This window comes from Bordetella genomosp. 11 (genome assembly GCF_002261215.1).
Taxonomy (GTDB): domain Bacteria; phylum Pseudomonadota; class Gammaproteobacteria; order Burkholderiales; family Burkholderiaceae_B; genus Bordetella_C.
Genome location: NZ_NEVS01000004.1, coordinates 3525312 through 3542996, shown reverse-complemented (window position 1 = coordinate 3542996; position 17685 = coordinate 3525312). Strand labels below are relative to the sequence as shown.

Below are 17685 nucleotides of genomic sequence, written 5' to 3'. Positions count from 1 at the left end.
GCCATGCATCAAGCACTCGTTGATCTTTGGTTCGGTTTTGGCGTCGCGTTCGAACCCCATAACCTGATGTGGTCGTTCTTTGGCGTGCTGGTGGGTAACCTCATCGGCGTGCTGCCCGGCATGGGCGCGCTGTCGGCCATCTCCATTCTGCTGCCGCTGACCTACGTCATGCATCCGGTCCCCGCGATCATGATGCTGGCCGGTATCTTCTACGGCTCGCAGTACGGCGGTGCCATCGGCGCCATCCTGCTCAATCTGCCTTCGCACCCGCCGCATGCGGTGACCTGCCTGGACGGCTATCCGCTGACCAAACAGGGCAAGGGCGGCACGGCGCTGGGCATCACCATGATCGCGTCGTTCTTCGCGGCGTCGGTCGGCATCCTGGTGATGATCTTCTTCTCGCCGCTGCTGGTGGAAGTCGCGTTCAAGTTCGGGCCGACGGAAATCTTCTCCATCATGCTGCTGGGCCTGATCGCCGGTTCGACGATGTCGCGCGGGTCGCCGCTGAAAGGCATCTGCATGACGCTGTTCGGCCTGCTGTGCGGCGTGGTCGGTACTGACGTGAACACCGGCACCATCCGCCTGTCGTTCGGCATCCTGGACTTGTCCGATGGCCTGGAGCTGGTTGCCATCGCCATGGGCCTGTTCGGCGTCGCCGACTTCCTGATGAGCGTGAACCGCATGACGATCATCGGCACGGGCGCCAAGCTGCGCCTGCGCGATATGCGTCCGTCGGCCAAGGAGCTCAAGCAGTCCTTCCTGCCCCTGGTGCGCGGTACGCTGGTGGGCACGGTGTTCGGCGCCATGCCGGGCACGGGGCCGACCATCACGACCTTCATCGCCTACGCACTGGAGCGCAAGATCTCCAAGACGCCGGAACGCTTCGGTACCGGCATGTTGGCCGGCGTGGCATCGCCGGAAGCCGCATCGCACTCCAAGACCCAGGTGGACTTCATTCCCACCATGAGCCTCGGCATCCCGGGCGACGCGGTGATGGCGCTGATCCTGGGCGGCCTGCTGATCCAGGGTATTCAGCCGGGTCCGCAGCTGATCACGGAGCATCCGGACATCTTCTGGGGCCTGATCGCCAGCTTCTGGGTCGGCAACGTGCTGCTGGTCATCTTGAACGTGCCGCTCATCGGCATCTGGGTCAAGCTGCTGCAAGTGCCTTACCGCTATCTGTTCCCGTCCGCGCTGTTCTTCATCGCAGTGGGGGTATTCAGCACCCAGAACAGCCTGTTCCAGATCTGGGAAGCGCTGGCCTTCGGCGTCATTGGCGCGGTGTTCATGCTGCTCGATTTTTCGGTCGCTCCCATCCTGCTGGGCTTCGTGCTGGGGCCCATGGTGGAAGAGAACTTCCGGCGCGCGCTGCTGCTGTCTCGCGGCGACATGATGGTGTTCGTGCAACGGCCCATCAGCGCGTGGTTCGTCGGCATCTCCACGCTCTTGATCGTGGTGCAAATCATTGCCCATGCGCGCAAGAAGCTGAAGAAGCGCGGCAAGCCGATGCTGCCCAAGACCGCCTGATCCCGTTCCGGCGAGTCGTCGAAACCGCCGCGTCCCGCAAGGGCGCGGCGGTTTTTCCTTTCCGCGCCGATGATTCCCGCAAGTGGCCCATCGCCCCCCGGCGGCGCTGCATGCTAAGGTTTCAACCTTCACCAACCCTTATCGCTCGCCATGCACGTTCTCTTCGCCTGTCCTCACAACAACCCCGCGGATTGGCTGCCGGGCCTGACGGCCGAATTGCCGGATTGCAAGATTTCGGTGTGGGATCCCGCCGGACCGCCTTCGGGGGCCGATGTCGCCCTGGTGTGGAAGCCGCCGGCGGCGCTGATCGAACATGAAACCCGCCTGAAGGCCCTGTTCAACCTGGGGGCCGGCGTGGATGCATTGCTGCAGATGAACCTGCCCGCGCATATCCAGATCGTCCGCCTGGAGGACGCGGGCATGGCGGTTCAGATGGCGGAATACGCGCTATATGCGTTGCTGCGCGCCGCGCGCGGCTTCGGGCGATACGAAGACGATCAGGCTGCGTCGCGCTGGGCGCCCCAGCCCGGGCTGCGCCGCGAGCAGTGGCCCGTGGGCGTGCTTGGCCTGGGCGAAATGGGCGGCCGTGTCGCGCAAGCGATCGCCGCGTTCGATTATCCGGTGCTGGGCTGGTCGCGGTCGCCGCGCACGGTCGAAGGCATCCAGACCTATGCCGGCGCGGAACAGTTGCCGGAATTCCTGCGCCGTACCCGCGTGCTGGTCAACGTCCTGCCGCTGACGCCGGAGACCACCGGCCTCCTGGACCGTGAATTCTTGTCGCAGCTGCTGCCTGGCGGGCATCTGATCAATGTCGGCCGTGGCGGCCACCTCAACGAGCCGGATCTGCTTGCCTTGCTGGACGAGGGCAAGATCGACGGCGCGACCCTGGACGTGTTCGACGTGGAGCCGCTCCCCGCCGGGCATCCGTTCTGGACGCATCCCCGCGTGCATGTCACCCCGCACATCGCCGCCAGCACGCTGCGCTCGGAAGCCATCAGCCAGATCGCCGCCAAAATACGTCGGCTCGCGCGTGGCGAGCCGATATCGGGTGTCGTGGCCCCACAGCGCGGCTATTAAGGCACGGGCGGGGCCGCGGGCGATCGAGCCCGCCTGGGCTAGTCGCGCAAGCGCTTGACCAGGCTGGACGTGTCCCAGCGCCCGCCACCCATCTTCTGGACGTCGGCGTAGAACTGATCGACCAGCGCCGTAACCGGCACGCGGGCGCCGTTGGCGCGGGCTTCCTCCAGCACCAGGCTCAGGTCCTTGCGCATCCAATTCACGGCGAAGCCGAAATCGAACTTGTCGTCGACCATGGTCGAACCGCGGTTCTCCATCTGCCAGCTTTGTGCCGCGCCTTTGCTGATGACGTCCAGCACCAGTTTCATGTCCAGGCCGGCCGCCTGCCCGAACGCGATACCCTCGGACAGGCCCTGCACCAGTCCGGCGATACAGATCTGGTTGACCATCTTTGCCAATTGGCCGGCACCCGGGGTGCCCACCAGCGTCACGGCACGGCCGAATACCTGCGCCACCGGCTTGATGCGGTCGAAGACCTCCGGCTCGCCGCCGCACATCACGGTGAGCACACCGTTGACGGCCCCAGCCTGCCCGCCGGATACGGGCGCGTCGATGAAGTGCAGGCCCAGCCCGCGGGCTTCGCCATGGAGTTCGCGCGCCACCCGTGCCGAAGCGGTGGTGTGATCGACGAACACGGCGTTCTTGTCCATGCCGGCAAAGGCGCCGTCATCGCCCAATACGACGCTGCGCAGGTCGTCATCGTTGCCGACGCAGCAAAACACGATCTCGGCGCCGGCCGCCGCTTCGCGCGGCGTTGCGGCGGTCTTGCCGCCGAATTCGCCTGCCCATTCGCGCGCCTTGGCTTCGGTGCGGTTATAGACCGTCACCTGATGCCCGGCGCGTGCCAGGTGTCCCGCCATGGGAAATCCCATGACGCCCAGGCCAAGGAAAGCCACTTTTTTCGGTGATGTCGCGTCGTAGGTCTTACTGCCGATGGAAGCCATGCAGATCTCCGGTTGCAGAGGGGTTATCGAACGAATGCTGTTTAGAATCCCGCCGCCAGGCCGTCGCGGCGGCTATCGCTCGCGGCGACGTAGCCGTCCACGGCGGGATCGCCCAGGCGCCAGATGAATTGCCCGGAGCCGAAGTCCATATAGGGATCCTCCAGGCCTTCCAGCAGGTGCCCGCGCGCGCGTAGCGCGTCCAGGACCTGCTGGGGCATTTCCGATTCGACATCGATCGAGATGCCGTGATTCCATTTCCAGCGCGGCGCGTCACAGGCCGCCTGCGGCTGCTGGCCGAAATCCAGCATGCGCACCAGCGTCTGCAGATGCCCCTGTGGCTGCATATTGCCTCCCATCACGCCGAAGCTCATGACCGGTGCGCCTTCCTTCATCAGGAACCCGGGAATGATCGTATGGAAGGGACGCTTGCCGCCGCCCACCAGGTTGGGATGGCCGGGCTCCAGCGTGAAGCCGTGGCCGCGGTTCTGCAGGCTGACGCCCGTGCCGGGAACGACCACGCCCGAACCGAAGCCCATGTAGTTGGACTGGATGAAGCTGACCATCATGCCATTGCGGTCGGCCGTCGTCAGGTAGATTGTGCCGCCCGTGGGCGCATGTCCCGTCGTGAACAGCTTCGCGCGCCGCATATCGATCAGCCGGGCACGCGCCGCCAGGTAGTCCGGGGCCAGCATCTGTTCCGGCGATACGTACATATGCCGCGCGTCGCCCACATGCGCGTAGACATCGGCGAAGGCCAGTTTCATGGCCTCGATCAGCAAATGCTGCGTATCCGGATGGTCCACGGGCCGCGCGGCGACGTCGAAATTTTCCAGGATCCCCAAGGCGATCAGGGCGGCGATACCCTGGCCGTTGGGCGGAATCTGGTGCAAGGTATAACCGCGATAGTTCTGTCCCAGCGGGGTTACCCACTCCGGCCGGTGGTCGCGCAGGTCGGCCAGGGTCATGCCGGCATCGTGCGCCTGCGCATGCGCCACCAGCTTGTGCGCCGTTTCCCCTTCATAGAAATCGCGTCCACCCGTAGCCGCGATGCGTCGCAGCGTGCTGGCGGCGCCCTTCAGCACGAAGTGCTCGCCGACCGACGGCGCGCGCCCGCGCGGCAGGAAGTGTTCGGCGAAGCCGGGCTGCGATTGCAGCACATCCGCCTGCGCGGCCCACTTCTGCTGCACGATGGGCGAGATGGCAAAGCCGCGTTCCGCATAGTCGATCGCCGGCGCGAGGATGTCCTCGAAGGACATCGAACCGAGCTTCTCGTGCAGCGCGCCCCAGCCCGCGACGCACCCGGGCACCGTCACGCTGTCCCAGCCGCGCATGGGAATGGTCCCGTTGTGCTTGCGCTTGAAATAATCGGGATTCCACGCCGCGGGTGCCGGGCCGGACGCATTCAGGCCATGCAGGCGCGAACCATCCCAAACGATCGCGAAGCAGTCGGACCCCAAGCCATTGCTGACGGGCTCGGTCAAGGTAAGCGTGGCCGCGGCCGCGATGGCGGCATCCACTGCGTTGCCGCCGGCGGCAAGGACACGCAGCCCTGCCTGCGCGGCCAGCGGCTGCGAGGTCGCGACGACATTACGGGCGAACACGGGCGCGCGCGCAGTCCTGTAGGGATTCTGCCAATCAAAAGTCATAGGGAGCGGGAGCGACATTCAGGACGGGGTAAACCCCTACTTTAACGTAAGAGATTGTGTGCACTGCACCATGCCGTCCGGGCGTCCTGCCGACCCGTCGCGCGCGTGCGCGCGCGAGGGCCGGAATCGATGGAGAAACCGCGGTCGCCAAAGGGCAATCTCGTCCTCGCTGAAGCGTTGCCCGCGGGCGCCGGCAAGCTTCCAGGCGATGGGGAAGCGGCTATTTTCCGGCGAACGTCGACGGTGCCAGAATAATCGGACGCAAAAAAAAGCGCCCGCGAGGGGCGCTTTGCATGCCAGGACGCCCCGCGGGGGGGCGTCGAGGCGGTCATCAGCCTTCTTCGACGAAGGTTTCCTCGCGCTTCTTGCGGATGGAGGGCAGGGCCACGATGATCACCAGGGCGATCGCCGCGGCGAGCAGGCTGGCCGACAAGGGACGCGTGACGAAGGTCCCGAAGTCGCCACGCGAAAGCAGCAGCGCCCGGCGGAAGTTTTCTTCCATCATGGGTCCCAGCACCAGGCCCAGCAGCAGCGGCGCGCCTTCGCACTTGAGCTTGGACCAGACATATCCGATCAGCCCGAAGCATGCCGTCGTGAAGATGTCGAAGGTGTTGTAGTTCAAGGAATACACGCCGATCGTGCAGAACACCAGGATGGCGGGGAACAGCACGCGGTAGGGCACCTTCAGCAGCTTGACCCACAGGCCGATCAGCGGAAGGTTCAACACCACCAGCATCAGGTTGCCGATCCACATCGAGGCGATCAGGCCCCAGAACAGCTCGGGGTGGCTGCTCATGACCTGCGGGCCGGGCTGGATGTTGTGGATGGTCATCGCACCGACCATCAGCGCCATCACCGCGTTGCCGGGAATGCCCAGCGTCAGCAGGGGGATGAAGGACGTCTGCGCGGCGGCGTTGTTGGCCGATTCCGGGCCGGCCAGGCCAGCCGGATGTCCCTTGCCGAAACGCTTCGGTTGGCGCGAGATCTTCTTTTCCAGCGTGTAGGACGCGAACGAGGACAGCACCGCGCCGCCGCCGGGAAGGATGCCCAGCGCCGAACCCAGCGCCGTGCCACGCAGGACCGCGGGATAGGCTTCCTTGAACTCGGTCTTGTTCGGGTACAGGCTGCCGATCTTGTCGGTGATGTCGACGCGGTTTTCCTTCTGCTCCAGGTTGGTCATGATCTCGGCGAAGCCGAACACGCCCATGGCGACGATGGCGAAGTCGATGCCGTCCTGCAGCTCCGGGATCCCGAAGTCATAGCGCGCCACGCCGGAGTTCACGTCGGTGCCGACCATGCCAAGCAGCAAGCCCAGCAGGATCATCGCGATGGCCTTGGGCAGCGAACCGGAAGCCAGCACGACCGCGCCGACCAGGCCGAGCACCATCAGCGAGAAGTACTCCGCCGGACCGAACTTGAAGGCGACTTCGGCCAGCGGGGGCGCGAAGGCGGCCAGCAGCATGGTTGCCACGCAGCCCGCGAAAAAGGATCCGAGCGCGGCAATCGCCAGGGCGGCGCCGGCGCGTCCGTTGCGTGCCATCTGGTGCCCGTCCAGCACGGTGACCACTGCCGAGGTTTCTCCCGGCAACGCCACCAGGATGGCCGTCGTCGAGCCGCCATACTGCGCGCCGTAGTAGATACCGGCCAGCATGATCAGGCCCGCCACCGGCGGCAGGACGTAGGTGATGGGCAGCAGCATGGCGATGGTCGGCACGGGGCCGATCCCAGGCAGCACGCCGATCAGGGTGCCCAGCAGGCAGCCGAGCAGGGCATAAGCGAGGTTTTCCGGCGAAATCGCAACGGAAAAGCCCAGCATCAGGTGTTCAAACAATTCCATGGCCGTTTACTCCTTAGTTCGCGCCAATGAAGGACGGCCAAAGCGGGAAGATCAGACCCAGGCCCTTGATGAAGGCCAGGTAGACGAATACCACCAGGAAGATACCGTTGGCCGCGGCCACTTTCCAATTGAACTCGTGGCTGGCCAGGCTGCTGATGACCACCAGCAGGAACACAGAGATATAGACGCCCAGGAACTTCAATATGACGCCGTAAAGCACCACCGATCCGAGCACCAGCAATGCGATGCGCCAGTCGAAGCGGTCTATGTGGGTCTCGGTGGCCTTGGCCGACAGCGAGCCGATCAGGACGATCGCGCCCAACAGCGCCAGCACCATTCCAAGCCAGAAGGGAAAGTATCCCGGGCCCATGCGCGCAGCGGTACCCATCTGGTAGCTGGTCGCCTGCCAGGCGAATCCCAGCCCAAGGGCGATGAACATCACCCCGGACCAGAAGTCCTGTTTGTTGCGTAGCTGCATGATTGTCTGCTCCTAATACAGCATGTGATAAAAAACGTTCAGGTAGCCGTTTGCTTCGCTTCAGGTTTGAGTTTGCTCGGTGAAAGTAAACTCACAGGTCTGCGAATGGCTGCATGGTAATGGAGCCCATGGAGGGATGAAACCCTGTAATTTGGCTGAATGCCTATGGTTTTCCCTAGAAATGAAGCTGTCAGGTACCTGAGTCGTAACAAAGTCGCCCTGGCGGCAGGCGAATGAAAGCTTTTTGAAAGTTATTAGAAAGAGAAGGGAAAGCCCCGCATCCGGGCCGTGGCGCGGCAACGACACGTCGGTCGCCGCGGAAACGTGGCGGCTTGGGGCTGGAAGGGTGTCCCCGGGACGAGGCGGGAGTGGCGACCATCGGGGCGGCGGTCCAAGCGGGCCGGTGATCCAAATGCGCCGGCGATCCAAATGGGCCGGCGATCGCCACGATTGCCGTGACACCCAGGCGTCGGGATCGAGCTCCAGCGGCAGGAAGCCGCAAAGGTCGTCCAACGCGAAACCCGCGCGACGCGGGCGTGGGCTGAGGGCGGTTGCCGTGGGCGGGCCGTGAACTGCGCGCGACGGCGGCGCTTTTCGGTCCGCGGTCCCGGCGTCGATGTCGATGCGGACGTGTCCGCGCGGCTGCTCCGTTCCATCGTGGACGAAGCCCCCCGCCGACAGCCGGCACTTCTACCGAAATATTGCCAGGTATCACATGGTGCATATGACCATGTAGGCGCGCTGCGAATGGTTTACGATAGCGCCCATGTTGCAAGACCTCGACCAACTCGCTGCCCGTATAGGGCAACTGGTGCAACGCACCCGTCAGCTTCATAGCGAACGGGATGCCTTGCGATCCCGCCTGGCCCAGGCTGACCAGGAATCCCGCAAACTTCGCGAACGCTGCGACGAAGCGGACGCGCGCCTGCAGGCTTTGCAGGAGCGCCTGCAGACGCACGACAGCGAACTCGCCTCGAAACTGGCACAGTCCGAAGAGGCCGAAGCCAGGCTGCGTGCGGAACTCGAAAAGCATGTGGAACAGCGCCAGGCACTGGAAAACCAGCTCGCCGCGCAGGAAACCGCATGGCAGACGCGAATGAACGCGCGCGAAACCGATCTGCAGCGCTTGCGTGTAGCCGCCGTGGCCGCGCGTGAACGCATCGATGCCGTTCTGGCGCGCCTGCCGGGTGCGCCGGTCGAGGAGCACCAGTAAGCATGGAACGCCTAGACGTCAATATCCTTGGGCGTGAGTATTCGCTCGCGTGTTCCGCGGACGAAAAGCCCACCCTGATGGCCGCCGTGCGCCATGTCGATCAGCTCATGCAGCGCATACAGGGCACGGGCAAGGTCTCCAGCAACGAACGCATCGCCGTCATGGCCGCATTGCAGATCGCAGGCGAGCTGCTATCGATGAAAGCCCCCGACGGCCCGCTTGGCGGGTTGGCGGTTGGCGACTTCAAGCGTAGAATTGAGGACATGAATTCGATGCTGGACGACGCCCTCTCGGGGCAGGAAAAATTGCTGTAGTCGTGCGTCCTCTGGGATTTCCCCACAGGATTCCGCGGGGCCTCCCGCAATCGCCCGCTACACCCTGTTCGCATCGCTGATTCATCGACGTTATTTCGTCGACGGTTTTTCGGTTTGTCCCTGCCGTGTTCGAGACTGGACCATACATTCTCTGAACCTATGCTTTATGGCATACAGGTTGCGTGAATGTGGGGGCTGGTGTGATCGTCTCTCTGTTAGACGAACCCGACGCCCCTCCGATCGCGACCACCTTGAACCTCAGGGTTCGAGATGCCGGTCCTGACGGCACAGGCGGGGCATTTACATCGCGGGCCTGCTTTTGCAGGCCCGCGGCACATCGGCAAAACCTTCCTTCATCGCCGCACGCAAGCGACCTAAAGCGGGGTCGCCGTTACCCGCCGTGCCGTGATCGTTTCCATGTTTTTCATTCCCTTCTCCGGGCCAGGCACATGGCCTACACTCTGGCGATCTCGCCGGTGCTCAGGCATGCCTGCGGCTGTCATTCGCCCGGTGTGCCGTCCACCCCATTCCTCTTCTCAGGTTCCCATACATGTCCGTTCGCGTACCGTCCAGTTCCCTTGCTCATTTCATGGCGCGCGGCGCCATGGCGCTAGCTGCCGTGTGCGTCGCGCCGGCCGTCCTCGCGCAGCCCGCGGGCACGGAGCCGAACGCCGGCGCGCCGACGCATGAGGGCGCGGACAAAGCCGAGGCCGGTCCTCTGCTGACGTTGCAGGCGGCCGCAACGGAAGAGGTCCGGCAGGACACCGTGCAGATCACCGTCAGCGCCCAGGCAGAGGCGGCCGACCAGGCATCTGCCGGAAAGAAATTGAACGCATTGCTCGACGAGTTGATGAAGATCGCCAAGGGCAATCCCGATGTCAGCGCCCACACCGGCAATTATCGTGTGTGGCCCAACATGAACAACAAAGGCAAGCTGGTCGGCTGGCAGGGCGAGGGCTCCATCATTCTGGAGTCCACCAACTTCGATGCGGCATCCGCGCTGGCGACCAAAATGGGCGACAAGAGCGCCATATCGAACATCAACTTCACTTTGTCGCGCAAGGCGCGCGAAGCCGTCGAACGCAAATTGCTGAACCAGGCGGCCCAGGCCTTCCGCGATCGCGCCCTGGCCGCGGCATCCGCGTTCGGTTTCAGCGGCTATCGTCTTCAGAAGATACAGCTCGGCGGCATGGGCGCCGTTGCGCCGCGTGCCTATATGGCCATGGCCAAGGGCGCGTCTGCTCCCGCACCCGCGGCCGATGTTCCGCTGCAAGCCGACATGGTCACCGTCAGCGTCGATATCAACGGGACGATCGTCTTGCAGTAAAGACGAACATCAGGATACCCACGACCACCATGGGAATCGACAGCCATTGGCCCATGCTGAGCCCACCGGCAAGCAGGCCCAGGAAGTTGTCGGGTTCCCGGGTGAATTCGACCAGGAAACGGAAGGTTCCGTAGCCGATCAGGAAAAGGGCGCTGACCTGTCCCGTGGGCCTCGGCTTGCGGGCGAACCACCACATCAGGATGAACAGGGTGATGCCTTCCAGGCCCAGCTCATAGAGCTGCGAGGGATGGCGCGGAATGCCGTCGCCGCTCTGCGGAAAGACCATGGCCCACGGTACGTCGGTTGGCCGGCCCCACAGTTCGCCGTTGATGAAGTTGCCCAGGCGGCCCATCGCCAGCGCCAGCGGTATCAGCGGGGCGATGAAATCGCTGACGGTAAGGAAAGACACGCCGCGCTTGCGCGCGAAATACAGCATGACCAGGATGACGCCCAGAAGGCCGCCATGGAACGACATCCCGCCTTCCCAGAGGTAAAAGATCTCCAGGGGGTGGGCGAAGTAATAGCCCGGTTTGTAGAACAGCACATAACCCAGCCGCCCGCCCGCGACGACGCCGATCACGCTGTAGAAGATCAGATCCTCCAGGTCCCGCGCGGAGAATCCTCCCGCCACCTTGCCATGGGCGATGCGCCAACGGCCCAGCAGGTAGACCAACCCGAAGCCCAGCAGGTACATGAGTCCATACCAGTGGACGGCCAGCGGCCCGATACGGATGGCGATAGGGTCGAATTGCGGATAGCGCAGCATGGCTTGGATGTATAAAACAGGGTGTCCGATCATAACCGGCCCGGAGCGGGTCGCAGTGCCGGCGCGCGCGCGGGCAAGGAGTCAGATCATGGCAGCGAATGAACGTTCCCGGCATATTACGCAAGGTGTCGCCCGCGCGCCGAATCGCGCCATGTACTACGCGATGGGCTATCGCGAGAGCGACTTCGACAATCCGATGATCGGCGTGGCGAACGGCCATTCCACGATCACGCCCTGTAATAGCGGGCTGCAGGGCCTGGCCGATGCCGCCGTGCGGGCCATCCGGGATGCCGGCGCGAACCCGCAAACCTTCGGCACGCCGACGATCTCGGACGGCATGTCCATGGGCACCGAGGGAATGAAATACTCGCTTGTGTCGCGCGAAGTCATCGCCGACTGCATCGAGACGGCCGTCCAAGGGCAATGGATGGACGGCGTCGTCGTTATCGGCGGCTGCGACAAGAACATGCCCGGTGGCATGATTGCCATGGCGCGCATGAACGTGCCTGCCATCTACGTCTACGGCGGTACCATCAAGCCGGGCCATTACCAGGGCCGGGATCTGACCATCGTGTCGGTGTTCGAGGCCGTGGGCGAATACACCATGGGCCGCATGGACGAAACCGACTTCAAGCAGATCGAGCGTTGCGCGGTCCCGGGTTCGGGCTCGTGCGGCGGCATGTATACGGCCAATACGATGAGTTCGTCGTTCGAGGCGATGGGCCTGAGCCTGCCGTACTCCAGCACGATGTCCAACGTGGATGCCGAAAAGACCGAATCCGCCGCGGAATCGGCCCGCATGCTGGTGCAAGCGGTACGCCTGGGGATCCGCCCCAGGGATCTGATCACCCGACGCTCCATCGAGAACGCCGTCTCCGTGATCATGGCTACCGGCGGCTCCACCAACGCGGTACTGCATTTTCTCGCCATCGCGCATGCCGCCGAAGTGGAGTGGTCCATCGACGACTTCGAGCGCATACGGCGGCGCGTGCCGGTCATCTGCGACCTGAAGCCCTCCGGCCGCTATGTCGCCACGGACCTGCACCGTGCCGGCGGCATTCCTCAAGTCATGAAATTGCTATTGAACGCGGGCCTGTTGCATGGGGACTGCCCCACCATCACGGGGAAAACCATCGCCGAAACATTGCGCGATGTGCCGGACACGCCGCCCGCGGGGCAGGACGTGATCCGCGCCGTCGACCGCGCCCTCTACCCGCAGGGGCATCTGGCCATCCTGAAGGGCAACCTGTCTCCGGAGGGATGTGTGGCGAAGATCACGGGACTGAAAAACCCGGTGATGACCGGTCCCGCCCGGGTCTTCGATTCCGAGGACGACGCCATGGCGGCCATCATGGCGCGCTCGATCGTCGCCGGCGATGTCGTGGTCATCCGCTACGAAGGGCCGAAGGGCGGTCCGGGCATGCGCGAAATGCTGGCGCCCACGGCGGCGCTGGTCGGCCAGGGCTTGGGCGAAACCGTGGGCTTGATTACCGACGGGCGATTTTCCGGCGGTACGTGGGGCATGGTGGTCGGCCATGTTGCGCCGGAAGCATACGTGGGCGGTCCCATCGCGCTGATCCGCGAAGGCGATTCGGTTACCATCGATGCCCACCGACTATTGCTGCAACTGAACATCAGCGACGACGAAATGGCCGAACGCCGCAACGCCTGGACACCGCCACGGCCCCGCTATACGCGTGGGGTGCTGGCAAAGTTCGGCAAGCTCGCCGGCACCGCCAGTCGCGGAGCCGTGACCGATGCATTTGAAGATTGACTCGATATGGACTTGCGTGGCCGCCGCCGCGTTGGGGCTGCTGGCGGTCCAGGGCGCCAATGCGCAAACCGTGGGGGAGTCGCTCGTAAAGAGCAAGGTGTGCCTGGGGTGCCATCAGGTCGATAGCCCGCGTGTCGGGCCGCCGTTCACCGCCATCGCGCAACGTTACGCCGGGCAGCCAGACGCCGAAGGCTATCTGGCCGATTCCATCCGCAACGGCGGCCGCTACCGCTGGGGCAAGCTTTCGATGGCGGCACAACCCCAGGTCAGTCCGTCAGAGGCGCGAGAGATCGCCAACTGGATTTTGTCGCTGGCGCCGCCGCGGAAAACTCCCTGATCAGTGCGCGCGATGCGCGCCATTGCGCGATGGGGCGTCTTCACACCTTGCTCCCGCGCATCCGCGCATGCCGTTTTGCCGATATTCGGCGGACCGTCGCGGCCGCCCGTTCGAGACGGATGGCCGCGCATGCCGCCCTACCGTAGCGGGGCGGTATGCGTGGCCGTTTGTCAGCCCTTGCTGGCGGCGTCGGCGGGTTTCAATACCCCGCGGCGCATCTGGTCCAGCTCGATCGATTCGAACAATGCCTTGAAGTTGCCTTCACCGAAGCCTTCGTTGCCTTTGCGTTGAATGATCTCGAAGAATATCGGGCCGATCTGGTTCTCCGTGAAAATCTGCAGCAACAGGCCGCCGCCCGGTGCGCCGTCCAGCAGGATCCGGTTCTTCGCCAGACGCTCGGTCTGTTCGCCGTGGTCCGGAAGCCGCCGATCGAGCAGTTCGTAATAGGTGTTTGGCGTATCCAGAAAGGAGACGCCGCGCGCCCGCAGTGCCTCCACCGTCGCGTAGATATCGTCCGTGCTCATGGCGATGTGCTGGATGCCTTCGCCGTGATACAGGTCCAGGTATTCCTGGATCTGTCCTTTCTGTTCCGTGCCTTCCTCATTGATCGGGATGCGGATATTGCCGCAGGGCGAGGTCATGGCCTTGGACTTGACGCCCGTGATCTGGCCTTCGATGTCGAAGTAGCGCACCTCGCGGAAATTGAACAGGCGTTCGTAGAATTCAGCCCATTCCGCCATACGGCCCTTGTGCACGTTATGGGTAAGGTGGTCCACCATCGTCAGTCCCGCGCCGGCATGGTTCATGTCGCTTTCCGCGGTGCGGGCGTCGATCGGTTCGAAATCGACGTCATAGATGCTGATATCCCCGATGCCGCCGTGGCCTTCCTTGCCGCGCCAGCGATCCACCAGATAGATCAGGGAGTCGCCTATGCCTTTGATCGCCGGAATGTTCAATTCCATCGGCCCGCTGTGCGAATCGAAGCCCCAGGCGCCCAGTTCCAGGGCTCGGCGATAGGCCGCGGCGGCATCCTGCACGCGAAACGCGATGGCGCAGATCGATGGGCCGTGCAGTCGCGCGAAGCGCTGGGCGAATGAGTCCGGCTCGGCATTGACCAGGAAATTGACGCCGCCCTGGCGATACAGGATCACATCCTTGTGGCGATGTCGCGCGATGGCCTTGAATCCTAGCTGCTCGAACACCCGGCGCAATGCGGCGGGGTCGGGTGCGGCGTACTCAACGAATTCAAAACCGGCGGTTCCCATGGGGTTGTCCCATGGCCGGAAGGCTTCTGTCATGACGTGCATCCCTGGTTATCTGTTCTGGGTTGGAGAAGGTCGGGAAATTGTAGAAAACATAGTCCGGCATTCGATTGCGAAAATGGCGGTAACCTGGGGATTTGAAGCAATAAAATGCTTCTTCTATGAAGACTTGGGGTAAATAATGCCAAGAGACGACCTGGATAGGACCGATCGCAAAATTTTGGTGGAGTTGCAGCGGGACGGCAAGCTGACGAACCAGGAGCTGGCGGACCGGGTCTCGCTATCGCCCAGCCCGTGCCTGCGCCGCGTGCGGCGCCTGGAAGAAGAGGGCTACATCCGGCGCTACGTCGCGGTGGTCGACGCGGAAAAAGTCGGCTTCGGCCTGGTTGCCTATGTCACGATCCGGTTGAACAAGCACAGCGGCTCCAGCCACGCTCCCATGGCGGACTTTGCCCGCGATGTGCAGGCATGGCCGGAAGTGGTTGCCTGCTATGCCATGACCGGTGATATGGACTATCTGTTGCGCATCCAGGTACAGGATCTTGCCCACTTCTCCCGCTTTGCGATGGATATCCTGATGCAGCATCCGGCGGTAATCGATATGCGTTCCAGCTTCGCGCTCCAGAAAATCAAGGAGATCACGGAGCTGGCGCTGTAATACGTAGCTGGTGTTCATAGGGTCAAGAGATGCGCGATGAAGGGCGGTCGATAAAAGGCGACCCCGGAACCGGGGGCGGCTTCGTCGCGCAAGACGAACTGGGGTGGGGCGGCGGGCCTGGATAGCGCAGGGCAAACGTTGGTAGCGAAGGGCGAAGCCGGACCGCGGAGGGAAGGCGCCTGGCAGGGGCGCGAATGCATGCGGGCAGCCGTTGCGACGCGGCGCGGGTCATGCTGGCCACAGGCCAGGGAACGCCTGGATTCAACGAAAAACGGGAGGCGCACGAGGGCGGAAAGTGCCTCGTCCATGCTATGATGCAAGGCTCCGGTTGCGTTATTGGACTGGCGGGAGTTCCCGTGACGAGATGGGTGCTCCTTGGGGTTTGTAGAGGTGTTTGCTGTACGCGTGTGGCCTTGTTGCCCAAGTCGGGTGGCCAAGGCAGTGCGATCAGGGTTCTTCCTTCTGTTTTGATGGGTGAATCCTGGCTATCACGGGCAGTTCGGATCTTTCCAAATCAAGTCGGCGATGCTGATTTGACAGCCCAAAAAAATGTCTTCATAATCTCGTTTCTCTGCTGCTGACACAGCAAACGACGCGAAGCAAGACGGTGGAAACACCAGCGACGCGGCAGGCGAAGTCAGCGGGGGTTGCAAGGCCTCCCGGGTAGCGAGCCCACCTGTTCTTTAAAAACTAAACAACCGATAAGTGTGGGCGCTTGATGGATGGCGGCGCACTCGTCCGGGATCGGCACGCAAGTGCAGGGTTCTGGATGGGGCCGAAGAAATCAAGTGCTCATATAAGTAAGTGTCAGGAATCAGGCGAAGTCAAATTCGTCTGGGTCCTCACTTCCTTTGAGAGCGCTAGCGAAAGACAGTCCCGTGTCGGAAGACGCGTGGGCTGTACGAAACAGAGATTGAACTGAAGAGTTTGATCCTGGCTCAGATTGAACGCTGGCGGGATGCCTTACACATGCAAGTCGAACGGCAGCGCGGACTTCGGTCTGGCGGCGAGTGGCGAACGGGTGAGTAATGTATCGGAACGTGCCCAGTAGCGGGGGATAACTACGCGAAAGCGTAGCTAATACCGCATACGCCCTAAGGGGGAAAGCGGGGGATCTTCGGACCTCGCACTATTGGAGCGGCCGATATCGGATTAGCTAGTTGGTGGGGTAACGGCTCACCAAGGCGACGATCCGTAGCTGGTTTGAGAGGACGACCAGCCACACTGGGACTGAGACACGGCCCAGACTCCTACGGGAGGCAGCAGTGGGGAATTTTGGACAATGGGGGCAACCCTGATCCAGCCATCCCGCGTGTGCGATGAAGGCCTTCGGGTTGTAAAGCACTTTTGGCAGGAAAGAAACGGCGCCGGCTAATACCTGGCGTAACTGACGGTACCTGCAGAATAAGCACCGGCTAACTACGTGCCAGCAGCCGCGGTAATACGTAGGGTGCAAGCGTTAATCGGAATTACTGGGCGTAAAGCGTGCGCAGGCGGTTCGGAAAGAAAGATGTGAAATCCCAGGGCTTAACCTTGGAACTGCATTTTTAACTACCGGGCTAGAGTGTGTCAGAGGGGGGTGGAATTCCACGTGTAGCAGTGAAATGCGTAGATATGTGGAGGAACACCGATGGCGAAGGCAGCCCCCTGGGATAACACTGACGCTCATGCACGAAAGCGTGGGGAGCAAACAGGATTAGATACCCTGGTAGTCCACGCCCTAAACGATGTCAACTAGCTGTTGGGGCCTTCGGGCCTTGGTAGCGCAGCTAACGCGTGAAGTTGACCGCCTGGGGAGTACGGTCGCAAGATTAAAACTCAAAGGAATTGACGGGGACCCGCACAAGCGGTGGATGATGTGGATTAATTCGATGCAACGCGAAAAACCTTACCTACCCTTGACATGTCTGGAATCCCGAAGAGATTTGGGAGTGCTCGCAAGAGAACCGGAACACAGGTGCTGCATGGCTGTCGTCAGCTCGTGTCGTGAGATGTTGGGTTAAGTCCCGCAACGAGCGCAACCCTTGTCATTAGTTGCTACGAAAGGGCACTCTAATGAGACTGCCGGTGACAAACCGGAGGAAGGTGGGGATGACGTCAAGTCCTCATGGCCCTTATGGGTAGGGCTTCACACGTCATACAATGGTCGGGACAGAGGGTCGCCAACCCGCGAGGGGGAGCCAATCCCAGAAACCCGATCGTAGTCCGGATCGCAGTCTGCAACTCGACTGCGTGAAGTCGGAATCGCTAGTAATCGCGGATCAGCATGTCGCGGTGAATACGTTCCCGGGTCTTGTACACACCGCCCGTCACACCATGGGAGTGGGTTTTACCAGAAGTAGTTAGCCTAACCGCAAGGAGGGCGATTACCACGGTAGGATTCATGACTGGGGTGAAGTCGTAACAAGGTAGCCGTATCGGAAGGTGCGGCTGGATCACCTCCTTTCAGAGCAAGTGCTGTTGTCTGTTAAGCGGCCACACTTATCGGTTGTTGAAAAAGACTGGATCGATAGCGGATCCGATGC

14 protein-coding genes, 1 rRNA gene and 1 other RNA gene are annotated in these 17685 nt (G+C 62.6%); 10 read left to right on the top strand and 6 right to left on the bottom strand.

The annotated features are described in order from the left end of the window. Positions 1-3: 3 nt before the first annotated feature. Positions 4-1527, top strand: coding sequence for a tripartite tricarboxylate transporter permease (locus tag CAL28_RS23590; RefSeq protein WP_094843591.1), 1524 nt, complete (start codon positions 4-6; stop codon positions 1525-1527). A gap of 150 nt (positions 1528-1677) precedes the next feature. Continuing rightward, on the top strand, positions 1678-2604 hold the full coding sequence (locus CAL28_RS23585; RefSeq protein ID WP_094843590.1) for a 2-hydroxyacid dehydrogenase: 927 nt from the start codon (positions 1678-1680) through the stop codon (positions 2602-2604). Between the two features lie 38 nt (positions 2605-2642). On the opposite strand, the gene CAL28_RS23580 is transcribed toward CAL28_RS23585, so the two are convergent. From CAL28_RS23580 to CAL28_RS23565, 4 genes are all read right to left on the bottom strand, one after another. Continuing rightward, positions 2643-3548, bottom strand: a complete 906-nt coding sequence (locus tag CAL28_RS23580; protein ID WP_094843589.1) for an NAD(P)-dependent oxidoreductase — start codon at positions 3546-3548, stop codon at positions 2643-2645. Between the two features lie 41 nt (positions 3549-3589). After that, entirely contained in the window at positions 3590-5194 is a 1605-nt protein-coding gene (locus tag CAL28_RS23575; protein WP_094843588.1) for a gamma-glutamyltransferase family protein, read from the bottom strand. A 331-nt stretch (positions 5195-5525) separates the two neighbouring features. Further along, the gene (locus CAL28_RS23570) at positions 5526-7031 is read right to left on the bottom strand and encodes a tripartite tricarboxylate transporter permease (protein WP_094843587.1); all 1506 of its coding nucleotides are present in this window, start codon (positions 7029-7031) and stop codon (positions 5526-5528) included. Positions 7032-7044: 13 nt separating this feature from the next. Then, complete coding sequence (locus CAL28_RS23565; protein ID WP_094843586.1) at positions 7045-7509, bottom strand: tripartite tricarboxylate transporter TctB family protein; 465 nt, start codon at positions 7507-7509, stop codon at positions 7045-7047. A gap of 766 nt (positions 7510-8275) precedes the next feature. Between CAL28_RS23565 and CAL28_RS23560 the strand changes: the two genes are divergently transcribed. The 4 genes from CAL28_RS23560 (at position 8276) to CAL28_RS23545 (ending at position 10363) form a co-directional block, all read left to right on the top strand. After that, positions 8276-8722 (top strand): hypothetical protein, encoded by a 447-nt coding sequence (locus tag CAL28_RS23560; RefSeq protein WP_094843585.1) that lies wholly within the window; start codon positions 8276-8278, stop codon positions 8720-8722. A gap of 2 nt (positions 8723-8724) precedes the next feature. Next, positions 8725-9036 (top strand): cell division protein ZapA, encoded by a 312-nt coding sequence (locus tag CAL28_RS23555; protein WP_094843584.1) that lies wholly within the window; start codon positions 8725-8727, stop codon positions 9034-9036. Positions 9037-9150: 114 nt separating this feature from the next. Then, positions 9151-9338: non-coding RNA, 6S RNA (ssrS, locus tag CAL28_RS23550), on the top strand. A 248-nt stretch (positions 9339-9586) separates the two neighbouring features. Next, entirely contained in the window at positions 9587-10363 is a 777-nt protein-coding gene (locus CAL28_RS23545) for an SIMPL domain-containing protein (RefSeq protein ID WP_254926210.1), read from the top strand. Here the strand turns inward: CAL28_RS23545 and lgt are convergent. After that, a complete protein-coding gene (gene lgt, locus CAL28_RS23540) occupies positions 10338-11129 on the bottom strand; it encodes a prolipoprotein diacylglyceryl transferase (protein ID WP_094843582.1) in 792 nt (263 codons plus the stop codon). The genes CAL28_RS23545 and lgt overlap by 26 nt on opposite strands. Before the next feature lie 88 nt (positions 11130-11217). Here lgt and ilvD point away from each other — a divergent pair, with 88 nt between their 5' ends. Both ilvD and CAL28_RS23530 read left to right on the top strand, forming a co-directional pair. Beyond that, positions 11218-12903 (top strand): dihydroxy-acid dehydratase, encoded by a 1686-nt coding sequence (gene ilvD, locus CAL28_RS23535; RefSeq protein WP_094843581.1) that lies wholly within the window; start codon positions 11218-11220, stop codon positions 12901-12903. Then, positions 12887-13240 (top strand): c-type cytochrome, encoded by a 354-nt coding sequence (locus CAL28_RS23530; protein WP_094843580.1) that lies wholly within the window; start codon positions 12887-12889, stop codon positions 13238-13240. Before ilvD ends, CAL28_RS23530 begins: the two co-directional genes overlap by 17 nt. Before the next feature lie 170 nt (positions 13241-13410). On the opposite strand, the gene hppD is transcribed toward CAL28_RS23530, so the two are convergent. Beyond that, the gene (gene hppD, locus CAL28_RS23525) at positions 13411-14538 is read right to left on the bottom strand and encodes a 4-hydroxyphenylpyruvate dioxygenase (protein WP_094844804.1); all 1128 of its coding nucleotides are present in this window, start codon (positions 14536-14538) and stop codon (positions 13411-13413) included. Between the two features lie 145 nt (positions 14539-14683). Between hppD and CAL28_RS23520 the strand changes: the two genes are divergently transcribed. Both CAL28_RS23520 and CAL28_RS23515 read left to right on the top strand, forming a co-directional pair. Next, complete coding sequence (locus CAL28_RS23520) at positions 14684-15160, top strand: Lrp/AsnC family transcriptional regulator (RefSeq protein WP_094843579.1); 477 nt, start codon at positions 14684-14686, stop codon at positions 15158-15160. 915 nt (positions 15161-16075) lie between these two features. Then, a 16S ribosomal RNA gene (locus CAL28_RS23515) occupies positions 16076-17606 on the top strand. Positions 17607-17685: the final 79 nt, after the last annotated feature.

What these genes read in the sequence shown, in the direction of transcription:
- CAL28_RS23590 (WP_094843591.1), top strand. Translation starts at nt 4, where the DNA reads ATGCATCAAGCACTCGTTGATCTTTGGTTCGGTTTTGGCGTCGCGTTC.
- CAL28_RS23585 (WP_094843590.1), top strand. Translation starts at nt 1,678, where the DNA reads ATGCACGTTCTCTTCGCCTGTCCTCACAACAACCCCGCGGATTGGCTG.
- CAL28_RS23580 (WP_094843589.1), bottom strand. Translation starts at nt 3,548, where the DNA reads ATGGCTTCCATCGGCAGTAAGACCTACGACGCGACATCACCGAAAAAA.
- CAL28_RS23575 (WP_094843588.1), bottom strand. Translation starts at nt 5,194, where the DNA reads ATGACTTTTGATTGGCAGAATCCCTACAGGACTGCGCGCGCGCCCGTG.
- CAL28_RS23570 (WP_094843587.1), bottom strand. Translation starts at nt 7,031, where the DNA reads ATGGAATTGTTTGAACACCTGATGCTGGGCTTTTCCGTTGCGATTTCG.
- CAL28_RS23565 (WP_094843586.1), bottom strand. Translation starts at nt 7,509, where the DNA reads ATGCAGCTACGCAACAAACAGGACTTCTGGTCCGGGGTGATGTTCATC.
- CAL28_RS23560 (WP_094843585.1), top strand. Translation starts at nt 8,276, where the DNA reads ATGTTGCAAGACCTCGACCAACTCGCTGCCCGTATAGGGCAACTGGTG.
- CAL28_RS23555 (WP_094843584.1), top strand. Translation starts at nt 8,725, where the DNA reads ATGGAACGCCTAGACGTCAATATCCTTGGGCGTGAGTATTCGCTCGCG.
- CAL28_RS23545 (WP_254926210.1), top strand. Translation starts at nt 9,587, where the DNA reads ATGTCCGTTCGCGTACCGTCCAGTTCCCTTGCTCATTTCATGGCGCGC.
- lgt (WP_094843582.1), bottom strand. Translation starts at nt 11,129, where the DNA reads ATGCTGCGCTATCCGCAATTCGACCCTATCGCCATCCGTATCGGGCCG.
- ilvD (WP_094843581.1), top strand. Translation starts at nt 11,218, where the DNA reads ATGGCAGCGAATGAACGTTCCCGGCATATTACGCAAGGTGTCGCCCGC.
- CAL28_RS23530 (WP_094843580.1), top strand. Translation starts at nt 12,887, where the DNA reads ATGCATTTGAAGATTGACTCGATATGGACTTGCGTGGCCGCCGCCGCG.
- hppD (WP_094844804.1), bottom strand. Translation starts at nt 14,538, where the DNA reads ATGACAGAAGCCTTCCGGCCATGGGACAACCCCATGGGAACCGCCGGT.
- CAL28_RS23520 (WP_094843579.1), top strand. Translation starts at nt 14,684, where the DNA reads ATGCCAAGAGACGACCTGGATAGGACCGATCGCAAAATTTTGGTGGAG.